Source organism: Pseudomonas sp. FW300-N1A1 (assembly GCF_058789115.1).
On record NZ_JBYTBK010000001.1, the window covers coordinates 416,329 to 434,355 of the forward strand.

19 protein-coding genes are annotated in these 18,027 nt (G+C 60.6%); 13 read left to right on the top strand and 6 right to left on the bottom strand.

The genetic code is table 11. The features are described from left to right. Positions 1 to 47 precede the first annotated feature (47 nt). On the top strand, positions 48 to 461 hold the full coding sequence (arfB, locus tag AC3WQN_RS02045; protein WP_103400616.1) for an alternative ribosome rescue aminoacyl-tRNA hydrolase ArfB: 414 nt from the start codon (positions 48 to 50) through the stop codon (positions 459 to 461). A gap of 55 nt (positions 462 to 516) precedes the next feature. Here arfB and AC3WQN_RS02050 read toward each other — a convergent pair whose 3' ends face one another. From AC3WQN_RS02050 to phhA, 6 genes are all read right to left on the bottom strand, one after another. After that, a complete protein-coding gene (locus tag AC3WQN_RS02050; RefSeq protein ID WP_103400617.1) occupies positions 517 to 1,707 on the bottom strand; it encodes an MFS transporter in 1,191 nt (396 codons plus the stop codon). 114 nt (positions 1,708 to 1,821) lie between these two features. Next, positions 1,822 to 2,004, bottom strand: coding sequence for a hypothetical protein (locus AC3WQN_RS02055; RefSeq protein WP_095080398.1), 183 nt, complete (start codon positions 2,002 to 2,004; stop codon positions 1,822 to 1,824). Positions 2,005 to 2,078: 74 nt separating this feature from the next. Beyond that, positions 2,079 to 2,210 carry a hypothetical protein gene (locus AC3WQN_RS02060; protein WP_256577056.1) on the bottom strand — a complete coding sequence of 44 codons (132 nt, stop codon included), beginning with the start codon at positions 2,208 to 2,210 and terminating at the stop codon, positions 2,079 to 2,081. 309 nt (positions 2,211 to 2,519) lie between these two features. Then, positions 2,520 to 3,713: an amino acid aminotransferase gene (locus AC3WQN_RS02065; protein WP_103400618.1), complete on the bottom strand. Its 1,194-nt coding sequence runs from the start codon at positions 3,711 to 3,713 to the stop codon at positions 2,520 to 2,522. After that, a complete protein-coding gene (locus AC3WQN_RS02070; RefSeq protein ID WP_095080175.1) occupies positions 3,713 to 4,069 on the bottom strand; it encodes a 4a-hydroxytetrahydrobiopterin dehydratase in 357 nt (118 codons plus the stop codon). Before AC3WQN_RS02070 ends, AC3WQN_RS02065 begins: the two co-directional genes overlap by 1 nt. A gap of 70 nt (positions 4,070 to 4,139) precedes the next feature. Next, on the bottom strand, positions 4,140 to 4,931 hold the full coding sequence (gene phhA / locus AC3WQN_RS02075; RefSeq protein WP_095080174.1) for a phenylalanine 4-monooxygenase: 792 nt from the start codon (positions 4,929 to 4,931) through the stop codon (positions 4,140 to 4,142). A 279-nt stretch (positions 4,932 to 5,210) separates the two neighbouring features. Between phhA and AC3WQN_RS02080 the strand changes: the two genes are divergently transcribed. From AC3WQN_RS02080 to flgK, 12 genes are all read left to right on the top strand, one after another. Then, on the top strand, positions 5,211 to 6,770 hold the full coding sequence (locus tag AC3WQN_RS02080; RefSeq protein ID WP_095080173.1) for a sigma-54-dependent transcriptional regulator: 1,560 nt from the start codon (positions 5,211 to 5,213) through the stop codon (positions 6,768 to 6,770). A gap of 170 nt (positions 6,771 to 6,940) precedes the next feature. Further along, entirely contained in the window at positions 6,941 to 7,108 is a 168-nt protein-coding gene (locus AC3WQN_RS02085; protein WP_103400620.1) for a nitrate reductase, read from the top strand. A gap of 42 nt (positions 7,109 to 7,150) precedes the next feature. Beyond that, on the top strand, positions 7,151 to 7,417 hold the full coding sequence (locus AC3WQN_RS02090; protein ID WP_095080171.1) for a chaperone NapD: 267 nt from the start codon (positions 7,151 to 7,153) through the stop codon (positions 7,415 to 7,417). Next, positions 7,408 to 9,912: a nitrate reductase catalytic subunit NapA gene (gene napA, locus AC3WQN_RS02095; RefSeq protein WP_103400621.1), complete on the top strand. Its 2,505-nt coding sequence runs from the start codon at positions 7,408 to 7,410 to the stop codon at positions 9,910 to 9,912. The genes AC3WQN_RS02090 and napA overlap by 10 nt, the downstream gene beginning before the upstream one ends. An 11-nt stretch (positions 9,913 to 9,923) precedes the next feature. Further along, entirely contained in the window at positions 9,924 to 10,415 is a 492-nt protein-coding gene (locus tag AC3WQN_RS02100) for a nitrate reductase cytochrome c-type subunit (protein WP_103400622.1), read from the top strand. Between the two features lie 9 nt (positions 10,416 to 10,424). After that, complete coding sequence (locus tag AC3WQN_RS02105; RefSeq protein WP_103400623.1) at positions 10,425 to 11,024, top strand: cytochrome c3 family protein; 600 nt, start codon at positions 10,425 to 10,427, stop codon at positions 11,022 to 11,024. A 208-nt stretch (positions 11,025 to 11,232) separates the two neighbouring features. Then, on the top strand, positions 11,233 to 11,973 hold the full coding sequence (locus tag AC3WQN_RS02110; protein WP_103400624.1) for a flagellar basal body rod protein FlgF: 741 nt from the start codon (positions 11,233 to 11,235) through the stop codon (positions 11,971 to 11,973). A gap of 45 nt (positions 11,974 to 12,018) precedes the next feature. Further along, positions 12,019 to 12,804 carry a flagellar basal-body rod protein FlgG gene (flgG, locus tag AC3WQN_RS02115; RefSeq protein WP_103400625.1) on the top strand — a complete coding sequence of 262 codons (786 nt, stop codon included), beginning with the start codon at positions 12,019 to 12,021 and terminating at the stop codon, positions 12,802 to 12,804. Positions 12,805 to 12,856: 52 nt separating this feature from the next. Next, positions 12,857 to 13,552: a flagellar basal body L-ring protein FlgH gene (flgH, locus tag AC3WQN_RS02120; protein WP_095080165.1), complete on the top strand. Its 696-nt coding sequence runs from the start codon at positions 12,857 to 12,859 to the stop codon at positions 13,550 to 13,552. A 15-nt stretch (positions 13,553 to 13,567) separates the two neighbouring features. After that, a complete protein-coding gene (locus AC3WQN_RS02125) occupies positions 13,568 to 14,677 on the top strand; it encodes a flagellar basal body P-ring protein FlgI (protein WP_095080164.1) in 1,110 nt (369 codons plus the stop codon). Positions 14,678 to 14,687: 10 nt separating this feature from the next. Further along, entirely contained in the window at positions 14,688 to 15,971 is a 1,284-nt protein-coding gene (gene flgJ, locus AC3WQN_RS02130) for a flagellar assembly peptidoglycan hydrolase FlgJ (RefSeq protein ID WP_103400626.1), read from the top strand. Positions 15,972 to 15,981: 10 nt separating this feature from the next. Next, complete coding sequence (gene flgK / locus AC3WQN_RS02135; RefSeq protein ID WP_103400627.1) at positions 15,982 to 18,024, top strand: flagellar hook-associated protein FlgK; 2,043 nt, start codon at positions 15,982 to 15,984, stop codon at positions 18,022 to 18,024. Positions 18,025 to 18,027: the final 3 nt, after the last annotated feature.

The window sequence follows — 18,027 nt, forward strand, 5'->3', positions numbered from 1 at the left end:
TCCCGCATATGCGGTATCCTGCGCGCTCTGAACACGGACGCTTTTCCATGCTGGTGATTTCCAACAATGTGCACCTGCCCGATGCCGAGATCGAATTGACGGCGATTCGCGCGCAAGGTGCGGGCGGGCAGAACGTCAACAAGGTCTCCAGTGCCGTGCACCTGCGCTTCGACATTCCGGCATCGTCGTTGCCCGAATTCTACAAGGAGCGGCTGTTGGCGTTGCGCGACAGCCGGATCACCAGTGACGGGGTGATCATCATCAAGGCCCAGCAATACCGGACCCAGGAACAGAATCGTGCCGACGCCCTGGAGCGTTTGACCGAACTGATCCTGGCCGCCACCAAGGTAGAAAAGAAGCGCCGTCCCACCAAGCCGACGCTGGGCTCGAAGAAACGTCGGCTGGAGTCCAAGACCAAGCGCGGCTCGATCAAGGCCGGACGCGGTAAAGTCGACTACTAGGGGCTATTGACGTTTGGTGGCATCCGTCGCGGCCGCCTCCAAGCGTCAACAGACCCTAGCGCAGTTCCCGATGTTTCGGTGCCTGGCGGTACAGGTAGACGCTGAGCATCAGGCCGCAGCAGGCGGCGAGGGACGCAAACAGGAAGATCGAGGCGAAGCCGAAGCCGGCGGCTATTGCCCCGGCCAGCGGTCCGGTGATCCCCAGGGACAGGTCGATGAACAGCGAGTAAGCGCCAACGGCCGCACCACGGCTGGACGCCGGCACCAGGTTCACCGCTTCCACGCCCAATGCCGGGAACACCAGCGAGAACCCGAACCCACTCAACGCCGCGCCCGCCAACGCCCAATGGGCGTCCGGTGCGAGCCAGAGCAGCAACAGGCCGAGGCTTTCGACCGACAGGCAGGCAATGGCCACCCGAAAGCCCCCCAGACGATTGATCAGGTTGCCGAACAGCAGGCGCGCGCCGATGAAGCAGGCGCCGAACAGGCTCAGGCACAGTACGGCGTTGTCCCAGTGTCGGGTGGCGTAATACAGGGTGATGAAGGTGGCAATGGTGCCGAAGCCGATCGAACCCAGCGCCAGGCCGCAGCCATGGGGCAGGACCCGTCCCAGTACATGCATGAACGGCAGGCGCTCGCCGGCAACGATGGGCGCGGCGGTCTTCGGCCAGGCCAGCAGCAGGCCAATGATTGCCAGCAACACAATGCTCACGCCCATGCTCCACAGCCCGAACCGCTGGACCAGCAGCACGCCCAGCGGGGCGCCGACCGCCAACGCGCCATAACTGGCGATGCCGTTCCAGGAAATGACCTTGGCGGTGTTCGGTGCGCCGACCCGGCCAATGCCCCAGCCGATGGAGCCTGAACCTACCAGGCTTTCCGCGCTGCCGAGCACCAGGCGGCCCACCAGCAGGCAGATCAGGCTCAGCGTCGGCAGGTGTTGCGTCCAGGCGGACAGCAGCATGAACACCCCGCTCAGCCCGCACCCGGCCAGGCCATACATCACCGCCAGTTTGCTGCCTTTGTTGTCGATGATCCGTCCGGCGTACGGGCGGCTGAGCAGGGTGGCCAGGTATTGCACACTGATCACCAGGCCAGCGATCACCGCGCCAAAGCCCAGGTCGCTGTGGACATAACCCGGCAGTACGGCCAATGGAATGCCGATGTTCAGATAACCGATGAAGGTAAACAGGACGATTGAAACGACTTGCAGCGTGACCGCCAAGGGGCGCTGGGTATCTGGCATGGGGGGACGTCCACGGGACAGCAGGATAGATAGGCTGCTTATGATACCGGTGGTTGGATGCGCGAAGGGGGAGAAATTGACGCTACGTGTCGGGCGCCAGGTGTTGCAGGGTGATCAGGGTTTGGCGGGGGCCAGCATCTGGGTAGTGACCAGGGCCGCGAGGGCTTTCTCCTGGCTGCCAAAGCGGGCCAGTAGCAGGGCTTGTTTCTCGGGTGTCAGGCGACTCCAGACGTCGATCATTTTTTCCGCCGCGTTGATCAGTGCGCTGGCCTGGTGTTCGTCGAAGGTGTCGGTCATGGAGCGGGTCTCGGGTTTCAGGCGGTGTGGAAAGCGCATGAGAGAGCGCTTTCCACACGGTCTGGGTCTAACGCTTAGTCTTCGCTGTCGGCCTTGCGGCTGCCAGTGGCTTCTTTGCGCTCGGGCTGTTGGGCGCCGGCTTGTTGCGGGGTTGTCTGCTCAGTTTCGTGCAGGCTTGGGAAGGGGAGATTGGGAATCTCGTGCATGGTGATTGCTCCTCGCAAAGTCTGTTTTTAAATCGCTGTGTAGAACCGCGCTTTTAAAAAGCCTCGGCAGGATACAGCAGGGGAGATGACAAACAGACTTTTATCTCGATTTTCTGCGACAGATGGCCGCAGAGGCGAGGCTGTGAACAGCTTTTGTGGCGAGGGTGCTTGCTCCCGCTGGGCTGCGGAGCAGCCCCAAAAGCCAGGCAATGAGTTCGTTCAGTGAGAGCTCGATACTGGTTTTGCGACCGCTGCGTGCTCGAGCGGGAGCAAGCTCCCTCGCCACGGGGAACCTGCCTTGCCGAGGGGTTACTTGCAGACGTCGGCGATGGCCTGCGCCAGCAGATCCAGGCGCGTGGCGTCGATGCCGGCCACGTTGGCCCGGCCGGAGCTGACCATGTACACGCTGTGGTGGTCGCGCAGGTCTTTCACCTGTGCCGGCGACAGGCCGGTGTAGGAGAACATCCCGCGTTGCACACCGATATGGGCAAAGCGTTCGCGCAAACCGTGCGGCTCCAGTGCCTCCACCAGACCCGAACGCAGCTGCGCGATGCGCAGGCGCATGGCTTCCACTTCGTCGGCCCATAGTTGTTTCAGCTCCGGGTCGCCGAGGATGGTTGCCACCACGGCCGCACCGTGATCCGGTGGTGTCGACCACAGGTTACGGGCGATATGCGCCAATTGGCTGCGGACATCCACCAGCTTCTCGGCATCCCGGGTGCAGACGATCAGCGCACCCGTGCGGTCGCGGTACAGGCCGAAGTTCTTCGAGCAGGAACTGGTGATCAACAACTCAGGCAGTTCGGCGGCAAACAGCCGGACAGCCCAGGCATCCTGTTCCAGGCCATCGCCAAAGCCCTGGTAGGCAAAGTCGATCAAGGGCAGCAGTTCGCGGCTGCGAACCACGTCCAGCACCCGGTACCAGTCATCCTGCGACAGGTCGAAACCGGTCGGGTTATGACAGCAGGCGTGCAGCAGTACCACGTCGCCCTTGGGAATCAGGTTCAGGGTGGCCAGCATCGCCTCGACGTCGAGCCGGTTGTCGCTGCCCACGTACGGGTAATGGCTGACCTTGAGGCCGGCGGTGGCGTAGATGGTTTCGTGGATCGGCCAGGTCGGGTTGCTCAACCAGATGCCGCGGCCCGGCAGGCACTGAGCGATGAAATCAGCGCTCAAGCGCAAGGCGCCGGTACCGCCCGGTGTCTGGGTGGCGCCGGCGCGCTGCTCGGCGATCAGCGCGGAGTCGGCGCCCAGCACCAGCTCCTTGATCACCTTGCCGAACGCAGCATCACCGTGGCCACCGATGTAGGTCTTGGTGGTCTGACGATCCACCAGGCGCAGTTCGGCCTGTTTCACCGACTGCGGAATCGGCGTCAGGCCCTGGGCATCCTTGTAGACCCCCACGCCCAGGTCGAACTTGCATGGGTTGCTGTCCTGGGCATAGGCCTCCATCAGGCCGAGGATCGGGTCGCCGGGTACTCGGCCGATGGCGTCGAAATGCATTACTTGCGGCCCTCGGCATCCTTGGCCACTTCGTCAGTGCGCGCGGCCATGATGAAGTCGTTGCGGTGCAGGCCTTTGATCGAGTGGCTCCACCAGGTCACGGTCACTTTGCCCCACTCGGTGAGCAGGCCAGGGTGGTGGCCTTCGGCCTCGGAGATTTCACCCATGGTGTTGGTAAAGGCCAGGGCGAATTTGAAGTTTTTGAACAGGAAGACTTTTTCCAGCTGCATCACGCCGTCGCGAACTTCGATGTTCCAGTCAGGGATCTGCTTGATCAGTACCGGCAGTTCTTCGTCGCTGACTTGTGGGGCATCGGCGCGGCAGGCTTCGCAATGGGCTTGGTTCAGAGCGGTCATGGTGTGTTCCTGAATGTGGTTCTTGTTAGACGTTACTATTTTTTCGGGCTCGCCGCGACTGCGGCGAGCCTCAGGCCGCCTTGGGTTTTGGCGGGAATTTCGGTGCGTGCAGACCCAGCTTCATACCTTGATGGACCATGCCCATGATGTCTTCGTGGGCCAGGTCGAACAGGCGCTTGAGGTTTGGCAGGACAAAGTACAGCGGCTGCAGGATGTCGATACGGTACGGCGTGCGCATGGCTTCCAGCGGATCGAAGGCTTGATGCTCGGGCTCGCCGGACAGGCTGTACACGGTCTCTTTCGGCGAGGAGAGAATGCCGCCGCCGTAGATGCGTTGGCCTTCGGGGGTTTCGACCAGGCCGAACTCGATGGTCATCCAGTACAGGCGCGCCAGGTAGACACGCTCTTCCTTGGTGGCCTGCAGGCCGAGTTTGCCGTAGGTGTGGGTGAACTCCGCAAACCAGGGGTTGGTCAGCAGCGGGCAGTGGCCAAAGATCTCGTGGAAGATGTCCGGCTCTTGCAGGTAATCCAGTTCTTCGCGGGTACGAATAAAGGTCGCGACCGGAAACTGCTTGCTGGCCAGTAATTCGAAAAAGGTCTGGAACGGAATCAGTGCCGGTACCCGGGCCACTTGCCAGCCGGTGGTTTCGCCGAGGACTTTGTTGATTTCGTCGAGTTGCGGGATACGGTCATGGGGCAGGCCGAGCTTCTCGATGCCTTCCATGTATTCCGGGCACGCACGACCTTCGAGCACTTTCAGCTGGCGAGTGATCAGCGTATTCCACACCGCGTGTTCTTCAGCGGTGTAGTGGATAAAACCTTGCGCATCGGGCTCACGGGCCACGTATTGCGTCTGCTTCATACTGCTCTCCTGCAAAGGGATACATTCTTGTTATGACGTGCTGATGGATCTAGTGATAACCCGAAGTACGCGACCTTGCAGCAGGGTGTGAGGGGTAAGCGTAGGAAAAAATCCTGAAATTCGTAAACTTTTCGTTACGGATTGACCTGTGTCACGTAACTGCTGAGATTTCATGGTTTGAAAAGCCGTGCACCTGTCACATAATCTTGACGACAAACTTCGTGCGTCGGCAGAAAAATCCACACCGCACGCCGTATTTTTCCTCGTTCGGGCCTTTATATGCGTATCAAAGTCCATTGCCAGAACCGCATCGGCATTCTGCGTGACATCCTCAACCTGCTGGTGGAGTACGGGATCAACGTCGCTCGCGGCGAGGTCGGCGGTGAGCATGGCAACGCGATCTACCTGCATTGCCCGAACCTGATCAACCTTCAGTTCCAGGCCTTGCGCCCGAAATTCGAGGCGATTGCCGGGGTGTTCGGCGTCAAACGCGTAGGGCTGATGCCCAGCGAGCGTCGGCACATGGAGCTCAATGCCTTGCTCGGCGCCCTGGAGTTTCCGGTGCTGTCGATCGACATGGGCGGTTCGATTGTCGCGGCCAACCGCGCGGCAGCGCAGTTGCTCGGTGTGCGGGTCGACGAAGTGCCGGGCATTCCCTTGTCGCGTTATGCCGAGGACTTCGATCTGCCGGAACTGGTGCGCGCCAACAAGTCGCGGATCAATGGCTTGCGGGTCAAGGTCAAGGGCGACGTGTTCCTGGCCGATATCGCCCCCTTGCAATCGGAGCATGACGACAGCGAAGCCATGGCCGGTGCGGTGTTGACCTTGCATCGGGCGGACCGGGTCGGCGAGCGCATCTACAACGTGCGCAAGCAGGAGCTGCGTGGTTTCGACAGTATTTTCCAAAGCTCCCGGGTCATGGCGGCGGTGGTCCGTGAGGCACGGCGCATGGCGCCCCTGGATGCGCCGCTGTTGATCGAAGGTGAAACCGGTACCGGCAAGGAGCTGTTGGCGCGCGCCTGTCACCTGGCCAGTCCGCGCGGGCAGTCGCCGCTGATGGCGCTCAACTGCGCCGGATTGCCGGAGTCGATGGCCGAGACCGAGCTGTTTGGTTATGGACCGGGCGCGTTCGCAGGGGCGCGGGCCGAAGGCAAGCTCGGGCTGCTGGAGCTGACGGCGGGCGGTACGCTGTTTCTCGACGGCGTCGGCGAAATGAGCCCGCGCTTGCAGGTCAAGTTGCTGCGGTTCTTGCAGGACGGTTGCTTCCGCAGGGTCGGCAGCGATGAAGAGGTGTACCTGGACGTGCGTGTGATCTGCGCCACGCAGGTCGACTTGTCGGAACTGTGCGCCCGGGGCGAGTTCCGTCAGGACCTTTACCATCGCTTGAATGTGCTGTCGCTGCACATCCCGCCGCTGCGCGAATGCCTGGATGGGCTGACACCGCTGGTGGAACACTTCCTCGATCAGGCCAGCCGGCAGATCGGCTGCCCGTTGCCGAAGCTGGCGCCGGCGGCCATGGAGCGGCTCAGCCACTACCACTGGCCCGGCAATGTCCGGCAACTGGAGAACGTGCTGTTTCAGGCGGTGTCCTTGTGCGACGGTGGCACGGTCAAGGCTGAACACATTCGCCTGCCGGATTACGGTGTGCGCCAGCCGCTGGGGGATTTTTCGCTGGAGGGCGGGCTGGATGAGATCGTCGGGCGTTTTGAAAAAGCCGTGCTGGAGCGACTGTATTCCGAGCATTCGAGCAGCCGGTTGCTGGGTAAGCGCCTGGGTGTTTCCCACACCACGATTGCCAACAAGTTGCGCGAGTATGAAATAGGCAAGCTCGAGCGTTGATGTCTATGCCGTGCTCAAGGGGCTACGCTCACAAAGCCGGGCCAGGGTTACTCACTGCCAATCTTGATCGGGTGGTTGTTGAGCCTGATTGATCTGCCACTGATCCAAATCATGGAAATTGCCCCGCAGGCCATCTAGGCTCAGTGCACTATTTGGCAGGAGCGTTAACCATGCCATCGGCAGATGACCCCGCTCAACGAGTACGCAAAGAAACTCGACTGTTCCTGTTCTTGATTGTTTTTCTTTTTCCGCTGTTATCGGTCGCCATCGTCGGTGGCTACGGGTTTTTCGTCTGGTTCCTGCAGATGTTGCTCGGTCCCCCAGGGCCACCTCACTGATTGCTTGTCCTGTTCAGTACTAAGGCAAGGAGTGTGCTGGCCATGAAAGAAACCCTCCATATCGCCAGTCTGGTGGTGCTCGCCCGTCCTGCTTTGTTTGACGCGGTGAAGGCTAACCTGCGCTTGCTCAAAGGCGTTGAGCTGCACCAGGAAAGTCCTGACGGAAAACTGGTGGTCGTGCTGGAAATGCACGGCGAACACCAGATGTTTCAGCGGATCGAGCAGATCGGTCGCCTGCCGGGTGTGCTCAATGCCTCCCTCGTCTATCACGAGATACTCGATGTAACGGGAGAAAACGCATGCCTATGACTCGGCGCGAATTCGTCAAGGCCCAGGCTGCCGGGATTGCTGCGGCCGCTGCCGGGCTTCCGGTGTTCACTTCGGCCAGCAACCTGATTACTGAACAGGACATGGTCGCCTTGAACTGGAGCAAGGCCCCTTGCCGCTTTTGCGGCACCGGTTGCAGTGTGATGGTCGCGACCAAGGACAACCGGGTGGTGGCGACCCACGGTGATGTGAAAGCCGAGGTCAACCGTGGCCTGAACTGCGTCAAAGGCTACTTTCTGTCCAAGATCATGTACGGGGTGGATCGTCTGACCCAGCCCCTGCTGCGCATGACGGACGGGCACTATGACAAGCAAGGCGAGTTCCAGCCGGTTTCCTGGGAGCAAGCCTTCGATGTGATGGAGTTGAAGTTCAAGGAGGCGCTGAAAAACAAGGGCGCCGAGTCGATCGCGATGTTCGGCTCCGGGCAGTGGACCGTCTGGGAAGGTTATGCCGCCAACAAACTCATGAAGGCGGGATTTCGCACCAATAACATCGATCCCAATGCGCGTCATTGCATGGCCTCTGCGGTCATGGGGTTCATGCGTACGTTCGGCATCGACGAGCCCATGGGCTGTTATGACGATATCGAAGTCACCGATGCGTTCGTCCTGTGGGGATCGAACATGGCGGAGATGCACCCGATTCTCTGGAGTCGGGTGACGGATCGCCGGATGAGCCAGCCCGACGTAAAGGTCGCGGTATTGTCCACCTTCGAGCATCGCAGCTTTGAGCTGGCCGACATCCCGATGGTGTTCAAGCCACAGACCGACCTGCTGATCCTCAATTACATCGCCAACTACATCATCGAAAGTGGCTCGGTGAACAAGGAGTTTGTCAGCAAGCACACCAAGTTCGCCAAGGGGGTCGATGACATCGGCTACGGCCTGCGCAGCGATGATCCACTGGAGATGAAGGCCAAGAATGCGGCCAAGGCGAACACCTGGAGCGATATCGACTTCGAGCAGTTCGCCGCCTTTGTAAAACCCTACACCCTGGAGCGCACCGCCAGGGAAACCGGGGTGCCGGCCGAACGCCTCGAGGCCCTGGCGCAACTGTACGCGGACCCGAAGCGCAAAGTGGTTTCATTCTGGACCATGGGCTTCAACCAGCACACGCGCGGGGTGTGGGCCAATAACCTGATCTACAACATCCATCTGCTGACCGGCAAGATCAGCGAGCCGGGCAACAGTCCTTTCTCCCTGACCGGCCAGCCATCGGCCTGTGGCACGGCGCGGGAAGTGGGGACGTTTTCCCATCGCCTGCCCGCGGACCTGGTGGTCACCAACCCGGCGCACCGTGCGAAGGCGGAAAAAATCTGGAAGGTGCCGCCGGGTACCGTCAATGAAAAGATCGGGTTCCACGCGGTGCAGCAGAGCCGCATGCTCAAGGACAGTGTGATCAATGTCTACTGGACCATGGCCAGCAACAACATGCAGGCCGGTCCCAATATCATGCAGGAAGTACTGCCCGGCTGGCGCAACCCCCAGAACTTCGTGATTGTGTCCGACGTGTACCCGACGGTTTCCGCGCAGGCGGCCGATCTGATTCTGCCGACAGCGATGTGGGTCGAAAAAGAGGGCGCTTATGGCAATGCGGAGCGACGCACTCAGTTCTGGCATCAGTTGGTGACTGCGCCCGGTGACGCCAAGTCTGATCTCTGGCAACTGGTCGAGTTTTCCAAACGATTCACGACCGACGAAGTCTGGCCCGCGGAACTGCTGGCAACCTCACCGCAATACAAGGGCAAGACCCTGTTTGAGGTGTTGTTCAAGAACGGTCAGGTCGACCAGTTTCCGAATGAGCAGCTGGACGCCGCCTATCAAAACTCTGAGGCCAAGGACTTTGGTTTCTACCTGCAAAAAGGCCTGTTCGAAGAATATGCCCAGTTCGGCCGGGGCCACGGCCATGACCTTGCACCCTTTGATCTCTATCACACCGAGCGGGGTTTGCGCTGGCCGGTTGTCGACGGTAAGGAAACCCTCTGGCGTTTTCGTGAAGGCTATGACCCTTACGTGGAAAAGGGCAGCGGTGTGCAGTTCTATGGCTACCCCGACAAGAAAGCGATCATCTTTGCGCTGCCCTACGAGCCACCGGCGGAAGCCCCGGATGCGGACTTCCCGTTCTGGCTGAGCACCGGGCGGGTCCTGGAACACTGGCATACCGGGTCCATGACCCAGCGGGTGGAAGAGCTCTACAAGGCGGTGCCTGACGCGTTGGTGTACATGCACCCGGACGATGCCAAGGCCTTGAATGCCCGCCGCGGCAGTGAAGTCAAAGTGATCAGTCGCCGCGGTGAAATGCGCGGGCGCATCGAAACCCGAGGCCGTAACAAGCCGCCGCCGGGCTTGGTGTTCGTGCCGTTCTTCGATGCCAACAGGTTGATCAACAAGGTCACGCTCGATGCGACGGACCCGATCTCCAAACAGACGGATTACAAGAAATGCGCCGTCAGGATCGAGCTGATCAAGACAGCGTAAGGAGAGCTTTGATGAATGGTCGTTCGCTGTCCTTGCTTGCCGCGCTGCTGGTCTGGTTGCCGGTGGCATTCGCCGCGCAGCCGGGTTATCCGCTGGATGCACCCGCGCCGGATGGTCGGCGGGCGGGTGGCACCCTGACCCAGGAGTTGCCGGCGCCGCCGATTGCCGAAGACGAAAACAAGGACCTCAAGCGTGAGCGCAATTATCCCGAGCAACCGCCGACCATTCCCCACAGCATTCGCGGTTATTACATCGATAAAAACAGCAACAAGTGCCTGTCTTGTCATAGCCGGGCCAACAGTGCGCGCACCCAGGCACCGATGATCAGCATCACCCATTACATGGACCGGGATGGTCAGGCGCTGGCGGCGGTTTCACCCCGTCGATATTTCTGCAACCAGTGTCACGTGCCGCAGAAAGACGTGAAACCGCTGGTGAACAACAGCTTCAAGAATATTGACCAGGTGCTGCAAGACGAAATCAACAGCACGCAGAAGCCTTGAGGAGCGCTCATGAAGTCATTGTTTGTCCTGCTCAAAGACTATTGGGCCATTCTGCGTCGACCCAGCGTCCATTACAGCCTGGGCTTTCTGACACTCGGGGGGTTCATTGCCGGGGTGATCTTCTGGGGCGGTTTCAACACGGCGCTGGAAGCGACCAATACCGAGAAATTCTGCATCTCGTGCCATGAGATGCGCGACAACGTCTATGTCGAACTGCAGGAAACCATTCACTACACCAATCGCTCGGGCGTGCGTGCGACCTGTCCGGACTGCCATGTGCCACACGAATGGACCCACAAGATTGCGCGCAAGATGCAGGCGTCGAAAGAGGTCTGGGGCAAGGTCTTCGGAACCATCAGTACCCGTGAAAAATTCCTCGGTATGCGCCGTGAACTGGCGGAGCACGAGTGGGCCAGGCTCAAGGCCAACGACTCCAGGGAATGCCGCAATTGCCACAACTTCGAGTTCATGGATTTCACCCGCCAGGGCAAGCGCGCGGTCAGCATGCATTCCACTTCACTGGCGACGGGGCAGGCGACCTGCATCGACTGCCACAAGGGCATCGCCCACAAGCTACCGGACATGAGCGGGGTCAAAGGTTGGTACTGATCAGCAACAGCGCTTGAACGCATTGCCGCGAAGCGGCATAAGTGCGCCGGTTTTTCGTCTTTGACTCATTCCATCATTCCCCTCTGATTGTCCTCATGTCCTGTGTTTAAAGGACTTCGAACCTCTGCGCGCAAGTTGGTCTGCAAATTGCTACAGCCTGCGCAGTACAGCAGTGGGCGGCAAACGTCCGGCATGCAGAGGAACGATTGTGGACAAGTACCTTTATGTGGCAATGACCGGCGCCAGCCAGAACGCACTGGCGCAGAAGGCCCATGCCAACAACCTGGCGAACATCTCCACCAACGGCTTTCAGAAAGACCTGGAGCAGGCGCGGTCGATGCCGGTGTTTGGCGACAGCTTTCCGGCGCGCGCCTTCGCCATGAGCGAACGTCCTGCCACTGACTTCAGCCCCGGCTCGCTGGTGGAAACCGGTCGTGACCTCGACGTGGCGATCAGCGGCAACGGCTGGATTGCGGTGCAGAACCCCGATGGCGGTGAAAGCTACGTGCGCACCGGCAGCCTGAATGTCGATGCCCTGGGCGTGTTGCGCGCCGGCAACGGCATGCCGGTCATGGGCAATGGCGGGCCGATCGCCGTGCCGCCCGAGCAGAAAATCGAAGTCGGCCAGGACGGCACCATCAGCATCCGTGCCCTGGGCGAAGGCCCGAGCGTGATGGCTGAAGTCGACCGCATCAAGCTGGTCAACCCGGACCTGAAGAACATGACCAAGGGACTGGATGGTTCGATCCACACCAAGGACGGCCAGCCGGCGCCCGCCGATGCCAACGTGCAACTGGTGTCGGGGTTCCTCGAGTCGAGCAACGTCAACGCGGTGGAAGAGATGACATCGGTGCTGGCATTGGCCAAGCAGTTCGAGCTGCACATCAAGATGATGAACACCGCCAAAGAAGACGACCAGGCCATGGCTCGGGTCTTGCAGATCAGCTAATTATCAGAACGTCGCGCCGTAAAACAGGCGCACGAGGAGAATCGAATGCTTCCGGCTCTATGGGTTGCCAAGACAGGCCTGTCCGCCCAGGACACCAACCTGACGACTATTTCCAACAACCTGGCAAACGTCTCGACCACGGGTTTCAAGCGTGACCGTGCCGAGTTCCAGGACTTGCTGTACCAGATCAAGCGTCAGCCTGGCGCCCAGTCGACCCAGGACAGTGAACTGCCGTCGGGCCTGCAACTGGGTACCGGTGTGCGCATCGTCGGCACCCAGAAGAACTTCAGCGCCGGTAGCCTGCAGACCACCGAGCAGCCGCTGGACATGGCCATCGACGGCCGTGGTTTCTTCCAGATCCTGCAACCGGATGGCACCACGTCCTACACCCGCGACGGTACCTTCCACCTGGACTCCAATGGCCAGATCGTGACCTCCGCCGGGTTCGCCCTGGAACCGGCCATCGTTATCCCCAACGAAGCCCAGACCTTCACCGTGGGCCGTGACGGCACCGTTTCGATCACCATCGCCGGCAACCCGGCGGCCCAGGTGATCGGCAACCTGCAAACCGCCGACTTCATCAACCCGGCCGGCTTGCAGGCAACGGGCAACAACCTGTTCCTGGAAACCGCCGCCAGCGGTGCGCCGCAGGTCGGCACCCCGGGCCTGAACGGTTTCGGTTCCACGCTGCAGAACACCCTGGAAACCTCCAACGTCAGCACGGTCGAGGAGATGGTCAACATGATCACCACCCAGCGCGCCTACGAGATGAACTCCAAGGTGATCTCCACCGCCGACCAGATGCTCTCGTTCGTAACGCAGAATCTGTAATCCAGTCTATGGGGCGGCGTGAGGCCGCCTGCAACACCGTGAGGTTAGGGTCATGAATCGCTTTGTATCTGTTCTCGCACTGAGTGGGATCGCCGTGCTGGCGGGCTGCGTCGGGCCGACGCCGAAACCCAATGACCCTTACTACGCCCCCGTGTTGCCACGCACGCCACTGCCGGCGGCGGCCAACAACGGCTCGATCTATCAGGCCGGGTTCGAGCAGAACCTGTACAGCGACCGCAAGGCGTTTCGGGTCGGTGACATCATCACCATCACCCTGAACGAAAAAACCCAGGCCAGCAAAAACGCCAACTCCCAGGTGGGCAAGACCAGCAAGGCCGACATCGGCCTGACCTCGTTGTTCGGCAGCGTGCCCAACACCAATAACCCGTTTGGCAGTGGCGACCTGAGCCTGGAGGCCGGCTACAGCGGTGAGCGCGCGACCAAGGGCGACAGCAAGGCGGGGCAGGGCAACAGCCTGACCGGTTCGATCACCGTGACGGTGGCGGACGTCCTGCCCAACGGCATCATCTCTGTGCGCGGCGAAAAGTGGATGACCCTCAACACGGGCGACGAGCTGGTGCGTATTGCCGGCCTGGTGCGGGCGGACGATATCGCCACCGACAACACCGTGCCCTCGACCCGTATTGCCGATGCGCGCATCACTTATTCGGGTACCGGCTCGTTTGCCGATGCGAGTCAGCCAGGCTGGTTCGACCGTTTCTTCTTAAGCCCGCTGTTCCCTTTCTAGGTGATGACTATTTCCATGCTGAACTTCAAGCACCTGATGGCGGCCGCGTTGTTGCTGTCCACTTCCCTCGGCGTCCAGGCCGAGCGGTTGAAGGACATCGCCAGTATTTCGGGCGTGCGTTCCAACCAGTTGATCGGCTATGGCCTGGTGGTCGGGCTCAACGGCACGGGCGACCAGACCACGCAGACCCCGTTCACCCTGCAGACCTTCAACAACATGCTGTCGCAGTTCGGCATCAAGGTGCCGCCGGGCTCGGGGAACGTGCAGTTGAAGAACGTCGCGGCGGTGTCGATCAGTGCCGACCTGCCACCCTTCGCCAAGCCGGGTCAGCAGGTCGACATCACAGTCTCGTCGATCGGCAACTCCAAGAGCCTGCGTGGCGGCACCTTGTTGCTGACGCCGCTCAAGGGGATCGACGGCAACGTCTATGCGGTCGCCCAGGGTAACCTGGTGGTGGGCGGTTTTGATGCCGAGGGGCGTGATGGCTCGAAGATCACCGTCAACGTTCCGTCGGCCGGTCGTATTCCTGGCGGTGCCTCGGTGGAGCGGGCAGTGCCCAGTGGTTTCAACCAGGGCAACAGCCTGACCCTGAACCTCAACCGTTCGGACTTCACCACCGCCAAGCGCATCGTCGACAAGATCAACGACATGTTGGGCCCTGGCGTCGCCCAGGCCATCGATGGCGGTTCGATTCGCGTCACCGCGCCGCTCGATCCGAGCCAGCGCGTCGACTACCTGTCGATCCTGGAAAACCTTGAAGTCGATCCGGGGCAGGCGGTGGCCAAGGTCATCATCAATTCGCGGACCGGTACCATCGTGATCGGCCAGAACGTCAAGGTTTCGCCGGCCGCCGTGACCCACGGCAGCCTGACCGTGACCATCACCGAAGACCCGATCGTCAGCCAGCCAGGCGCGTTCTCCAATGGCCAGACAGCGGTGGTCCCGCGCTCGAACGTCAACGCACAGCAGGAAGCCAAGCCGATGTTCAAGTTCGGCCCGGGCACCACCCTCGACGAGATCGTGCGTGCGGTGAACCAGGTGGGGGCAGCACCGGGTGACTTGATGGCGATCCTCGAAGCCTTGAAGCAGGCCGGCGCCTTGCAAGCCGACCTGATCGTGATTTGAGGTAGTGGGTATGGATATTCACAAGAGCGGCCTGGTCAGCAGCAGCGATTCGGGTTCCTACTCGGACCTCAACCGGCTTAACCAGCTCAAGGTCGGCGACAAGAACAGCGACGGCAACATGCGCAAGGTGGCGCAGGAGTTCGAGTCGTTGTTCCTCAATGAAATGCTCAAGTCCATGCGCTCGGCCACCGACGCCCTGGGCCAGGACAATCCGCTGAACACGGCGGCGGCCAAGCAGTACCAGGAAATGTACGACCAGCAGTTGGCGGTTTCCATGTCCCGCGAGGGCGGTGGTATTGGCCTGGCCGATGTGCTGATGCGGCAGATGTCGAAAAACAAACCGCTGACGCCCGGCGAGGCGGCCGCGCTGTCGGCAGCCAAGCAGGAAGCCGCGAAAGCGGCGGTGCAGACGCCAATTGCCGCCGGCACCACGGCGACCAACGGGCCACTGTCCCGGCTCAACGGCCAGCGTCCGTTGTGGGCTTCGCGCTCGGTCAGCCCGCCGCAAGGTGTGGGCGAGGGTGCCCACGGGAATGACATGGCGCTGCTCAACCAGCGTCGCCTGGCCTTGCCACCCAAACTGGCCGATCGCCTGTTGGCGGGGCTGGTGCCATCGGCCACGGGGACGGCCGCTACCACTGCCCATACCACGCTGCCTAATCGCGCTACCACCACCGGCAATGCGCTGGTCAAAGGGGATTGGCAGCCAGCACAAAGCTATTCCGCGGAGCGCGGTCGCTTGCAGGTCTATGGCCGCGCCATGGCGCAGCCGCCGCTGGCACCGGCGAAAAAATCCTTCAGTTCACCTGACGAATTCGTGGCCACCATGTTGCCGATGGCGCGCCAGGCCGCTGACCGCATCGGCGTCGATCCACTGTACCTGGTGGCTCAGGCGGCGCTGGAAACCGGCTATGGCAAATCGGTCATGCGCCAGCAGGACGGCACCAGCAGCCACAACCTGTTCGGCATCAAGACCGGCAGCACCTGGCAGGGTGCGCAGGCCCGTGCAATCACCAGTGAGTTCAGGAATGGCGAGATGGTCAAGGAGACCGCCGAGTTCCGTTCCTATACCTCCTACCAGGACAGTTTCCATGACCTGGTGAGCTTGTTGCAGGGCAACAATCGCTATCAAGAAGTGCTGAAGTCGGCCGATAAACCGGAACAGTTTGTACGCGAGTTGCAAAAGGCCGGGTATGCCACCGACCCGAATTACGCCAGCAAGATTTCGCAGATTGCCAAGCAAATGAAGAGTTACGAGCACTACGCTGCGGCCGGCTCCTCCACGAATTTATAAGGTTTGAAACATGAGCTTGATCAGTATCGGGATGTCGGGTCTGAATGCGAGCCAGGCGGCGCTGGCCACGGTCGGCAATAACATTGCCAACGCCAATGCCGCGGGATATTCGCGGCAACAGATCGTCCAGGGTAGCGCAGGCTCGCAACAGGTCGGTGGTGTGTTTATCGGTACGGGCACCACCCTGGCCGACGTGCGTCGGGCATATAACTCCTACGTTGATGCTCAGTTGCAGACCACCACTTCGCTCAATGGTGACGCCCAGGCCTATCTCGATCAGGTGGGAGCGGTCGACAAGTTGTTGTCGGATAAAAGCACCGGCGTTTCTGCCGCGCTCGGTAGCTTTTTCGCGTCGTTGCAAACCGCTGCCAGCGCTCCCGGTGACATGTCGGCGCGCCAATTGTTGCTGACTAATGCGCAGACCTTGAGCAACCGTTTCAACGCGATCTCGACCCAGCTCACTCAACAGAATGCAGGTATCAATAGCCAGTTGAGCACGTTGACCTCGATGGTCAACCAGCACACGGCCACCATTGCCTCGCTCAACAAGCAGATTTCTCAGGCAAGCACTGCCGGTAGTACACCGAACAACCTGCTGGATGCACGTAACGAAGCGGTCCGCTCGTTGAATGAGCTGGTTGGGGTCAAGGTTCAAGAGCACGACGGTGTTTACGATATATCGTTGGGCACCGGCCAGTCGCTGGTGTTGGGCAATACCTCCAACACCTTGTCGGCGGTACCGGGCAAGACCGATAAAAGCCAATTCAGCCTGCAGATCGACTACCCGCAGTCCAGCATCGATGTGACCTCGGTAATCACTGGCGGCAAAATTGGCGGTTTGGTCCGTTATCGCAACGACGTGCTGGCCCCGGCGATCAATGATCTGGGGCGCACCGCGCTGGTGGTTGCCGATGCGATCAACAAGCAAATGGGTCAGGGCCTGGATGCCAACGGCGAGTTCGGTTCTTCGTTGTTCAACAATATCAACAGCCCTCAGGCCATCAGCCAGCGCAGCCTGGCCACCACCGGCAATAGCGCAGGTTCCGGCAATCTGGACGTCACTATCGGCGACAGCAGCGCGCTGACCCCGTATGACTATCAAGTGACGTTTACCAGCAACAAGGACTACACCGTAAAACGTTCCGACGGCACCACCCTGGGGCCGTTTGACGTCACCAAAAATCCGCCTGACGTGATTGATGGCTTCACCCTTAAGCTCAATGGTGGCGGTTTGAGTGCCGGCGACAGCTTCAAGGTCAGCCCGACCCGCAATGGTGCCAGCGACATTGGGGTGCAGTTGAGTGATCCCAACAAGTTGGCGTTCGCCGGGCCTTTGGTGGCTGATAAAGGTAGTTCAAACACGGGCACGGGCGCATTGAGCGGCCCGAACCTGTCATCAATGCTGGATATCTATGGCGGAGCCGATCTTGGCCAGTTGCAAAGCCAGATCGAAGGCGCGATGCCTGTGCGGATCGCTTTCGATGAAGCCAAGGACGGAACGCAGACCTACCGCGTGCTGAACGAGGCGGGCGCCGAAATCGGCAAGGGCAGTATTGTTCCGGGCCAGGACAACAAGGTCACGATCAATGTGCCAGTGCTGGATGCCGCGGGCAATCCGGTCAATAACCCCGATGGCACGGCCAAAACCATTGGGTTCGACACGACGATCAGCGGCTCGCCGGGCAAGGGCGACAGTTTCGATATCAAGTTCAACAAAGACGGCAAGGCGGACAACCGTAATGCCAACGAACTGCTGGCCCTGCAGACCAAGGCGACCGTGGGGGTCAGTGGCGGTAGTGCCGGCGTCAGCATGGGTGAATCCTACAGTCAGTTAGTGTCCGCTGTCGGTGGCAAGGCCAGTCAGGCCAGTGTCGATGGCACGGCCAACAGCGCCGCGCTGGCCTATGCAAAGGCCAGTCGCGGTTCGGTTTCCCAGGTCAACCTGGATGAAGAGGCCAGTGATCTGCTCAAGTTTCAGCAGTACTACACCGCGTCGTCGCAGATCATCAAGGTCGCGCAAGACACATTCTCGACACTGATCAACAGTCTTTAAGGA

Excerpts from the sequence above, each read along its gene's own strand:
- napA (WP_103400621.1), top strand. The coding sequence starts at position 7,408 with ATGCCTATGACTCGGCGCGAATTCGTCAAGGCCCAGGCTGCCGGGATT.
- AC3WQN_RS02065 (WP_103400618.1), bottom strand. The coding sequence starts at position 3,713 with ATGCATTTCGACGCCATCGGCCGAGTACCCGGCGACCCGATCCTCGGC.
- AC3WQN_RS02080 (WP_095080173.1), top strand. The coding sequence starts at position 5,211 with ATGCGTATCAAAGTCCATTGCCAGAACCGCATCGGCATTCTGCGTGAC.
- AC3WQN_RS02085 (WP_103400620.1), top strand. The coding sequence starts at position 6,941 with ATGCCATCGGCAGATGACCCCGCTCAACGAGTACGCAAAGAAACTCGA.
- AC3WQN_RS02070 (WP_095080175.1), bottom strand. The coding sequence starts at position 4,069 with ATGACCGCTCTGAACCAAGCCCATTGCGAAGCCTGCCGCGCCGATGCC.
- AC3WQN_RS02105 (WP_103400623.1), top strand. The coding sequence starts at position 10,425 with ATGAAGTCATTGTTTGTCCTGCTCAAAGACTATTGGGCCATTCTGCGT.
- AC3WQN_RS02090 (WP_095080171.1), top strand. The coding sequence starts at position 7,151 with ATGAAAGAAACCCTCCATATCGCCAGTCTGGTGGTGCTCGCCCGTCCT.
- flgJ (WP_103400626.1), top strand. The coding sequence starts at position 14,688 with ATGGATATTCACAAGAGCGGCCTGGTCAGCAGCAGCGATTCGGGTTCC.
- AC3WQN_RS02060 (WP_256577056.1), bottom strand. The coding sequence starts at position 2,210 with ATGCACGAGATTCCCAATCTCCCCTTCCCAAGCCTGCACGAAACTGAG.
- AC3WQN_RS02055 (WP_095080398.1), bottom strand. The coding sequence starts at position 2,004 with ATGACCGACACCTTCGACGAACACCAGGCCAGCGCACTGATCAACGCG.
- AC3WQN_RS02050 (WP_103400617.1), bottom strand. The coding sequence starts at position 1,707 with ATGCCAGATACCCAGCGCCCCTTGGCGGTCACGCTGCAAGTCGTTTCA.
- flgH (WP_095080165.1), top strand. The coding sequence starts at position 12,857 with ATGAATCGCTTTGTATCTGTTCTCGCACTGAGTGGGATCGCCGTGCTG.
- arfB (WP_103400616.1), top strand. The coding sequence starts at position 48 with ATGCTGGTGATTTCCAACAATGTGCACCTGCCCGATGCCGAGATCGAA.
- flgK (WP_103400627.1), top strand. The coding sequence starts at position 15,982 with ATGAGCTTGATCAGTATCGGGATGTCGGGTCTGAATGCGAGCCAGGCG.
- AC3WQN_RS02100 (WP_103400622.1), top strand. The coding sequence starts at position 9,924 with ATGAATGGTCGTTCGCTGTCCTTGCTTGCCGCGCTGCTGGTCTGGTTG.
- flgG (WP_103400625.1), top strand. The coding sequence starts at position 12,019 with ATGCTTCCGGCTCTATGGGTTGCCAAGACAGGCCTGTCCGCCCAGGAC.
- AC3WQN_RS02125 (WP_095080164.1), top strand. The coding sequence starts at position 13,568 with ATGCTGAACTTCAAGCACCTGATGGCGGCCGCGTTGTTGCTGTCCACT.
- phhA (WP_095080174.1), bottom strand. The coding sequence starts at position 4,931 with ATGAAGCAGACGCAATACGTGGCCCGTGAGCCCGATGCGCAAGGTTTT.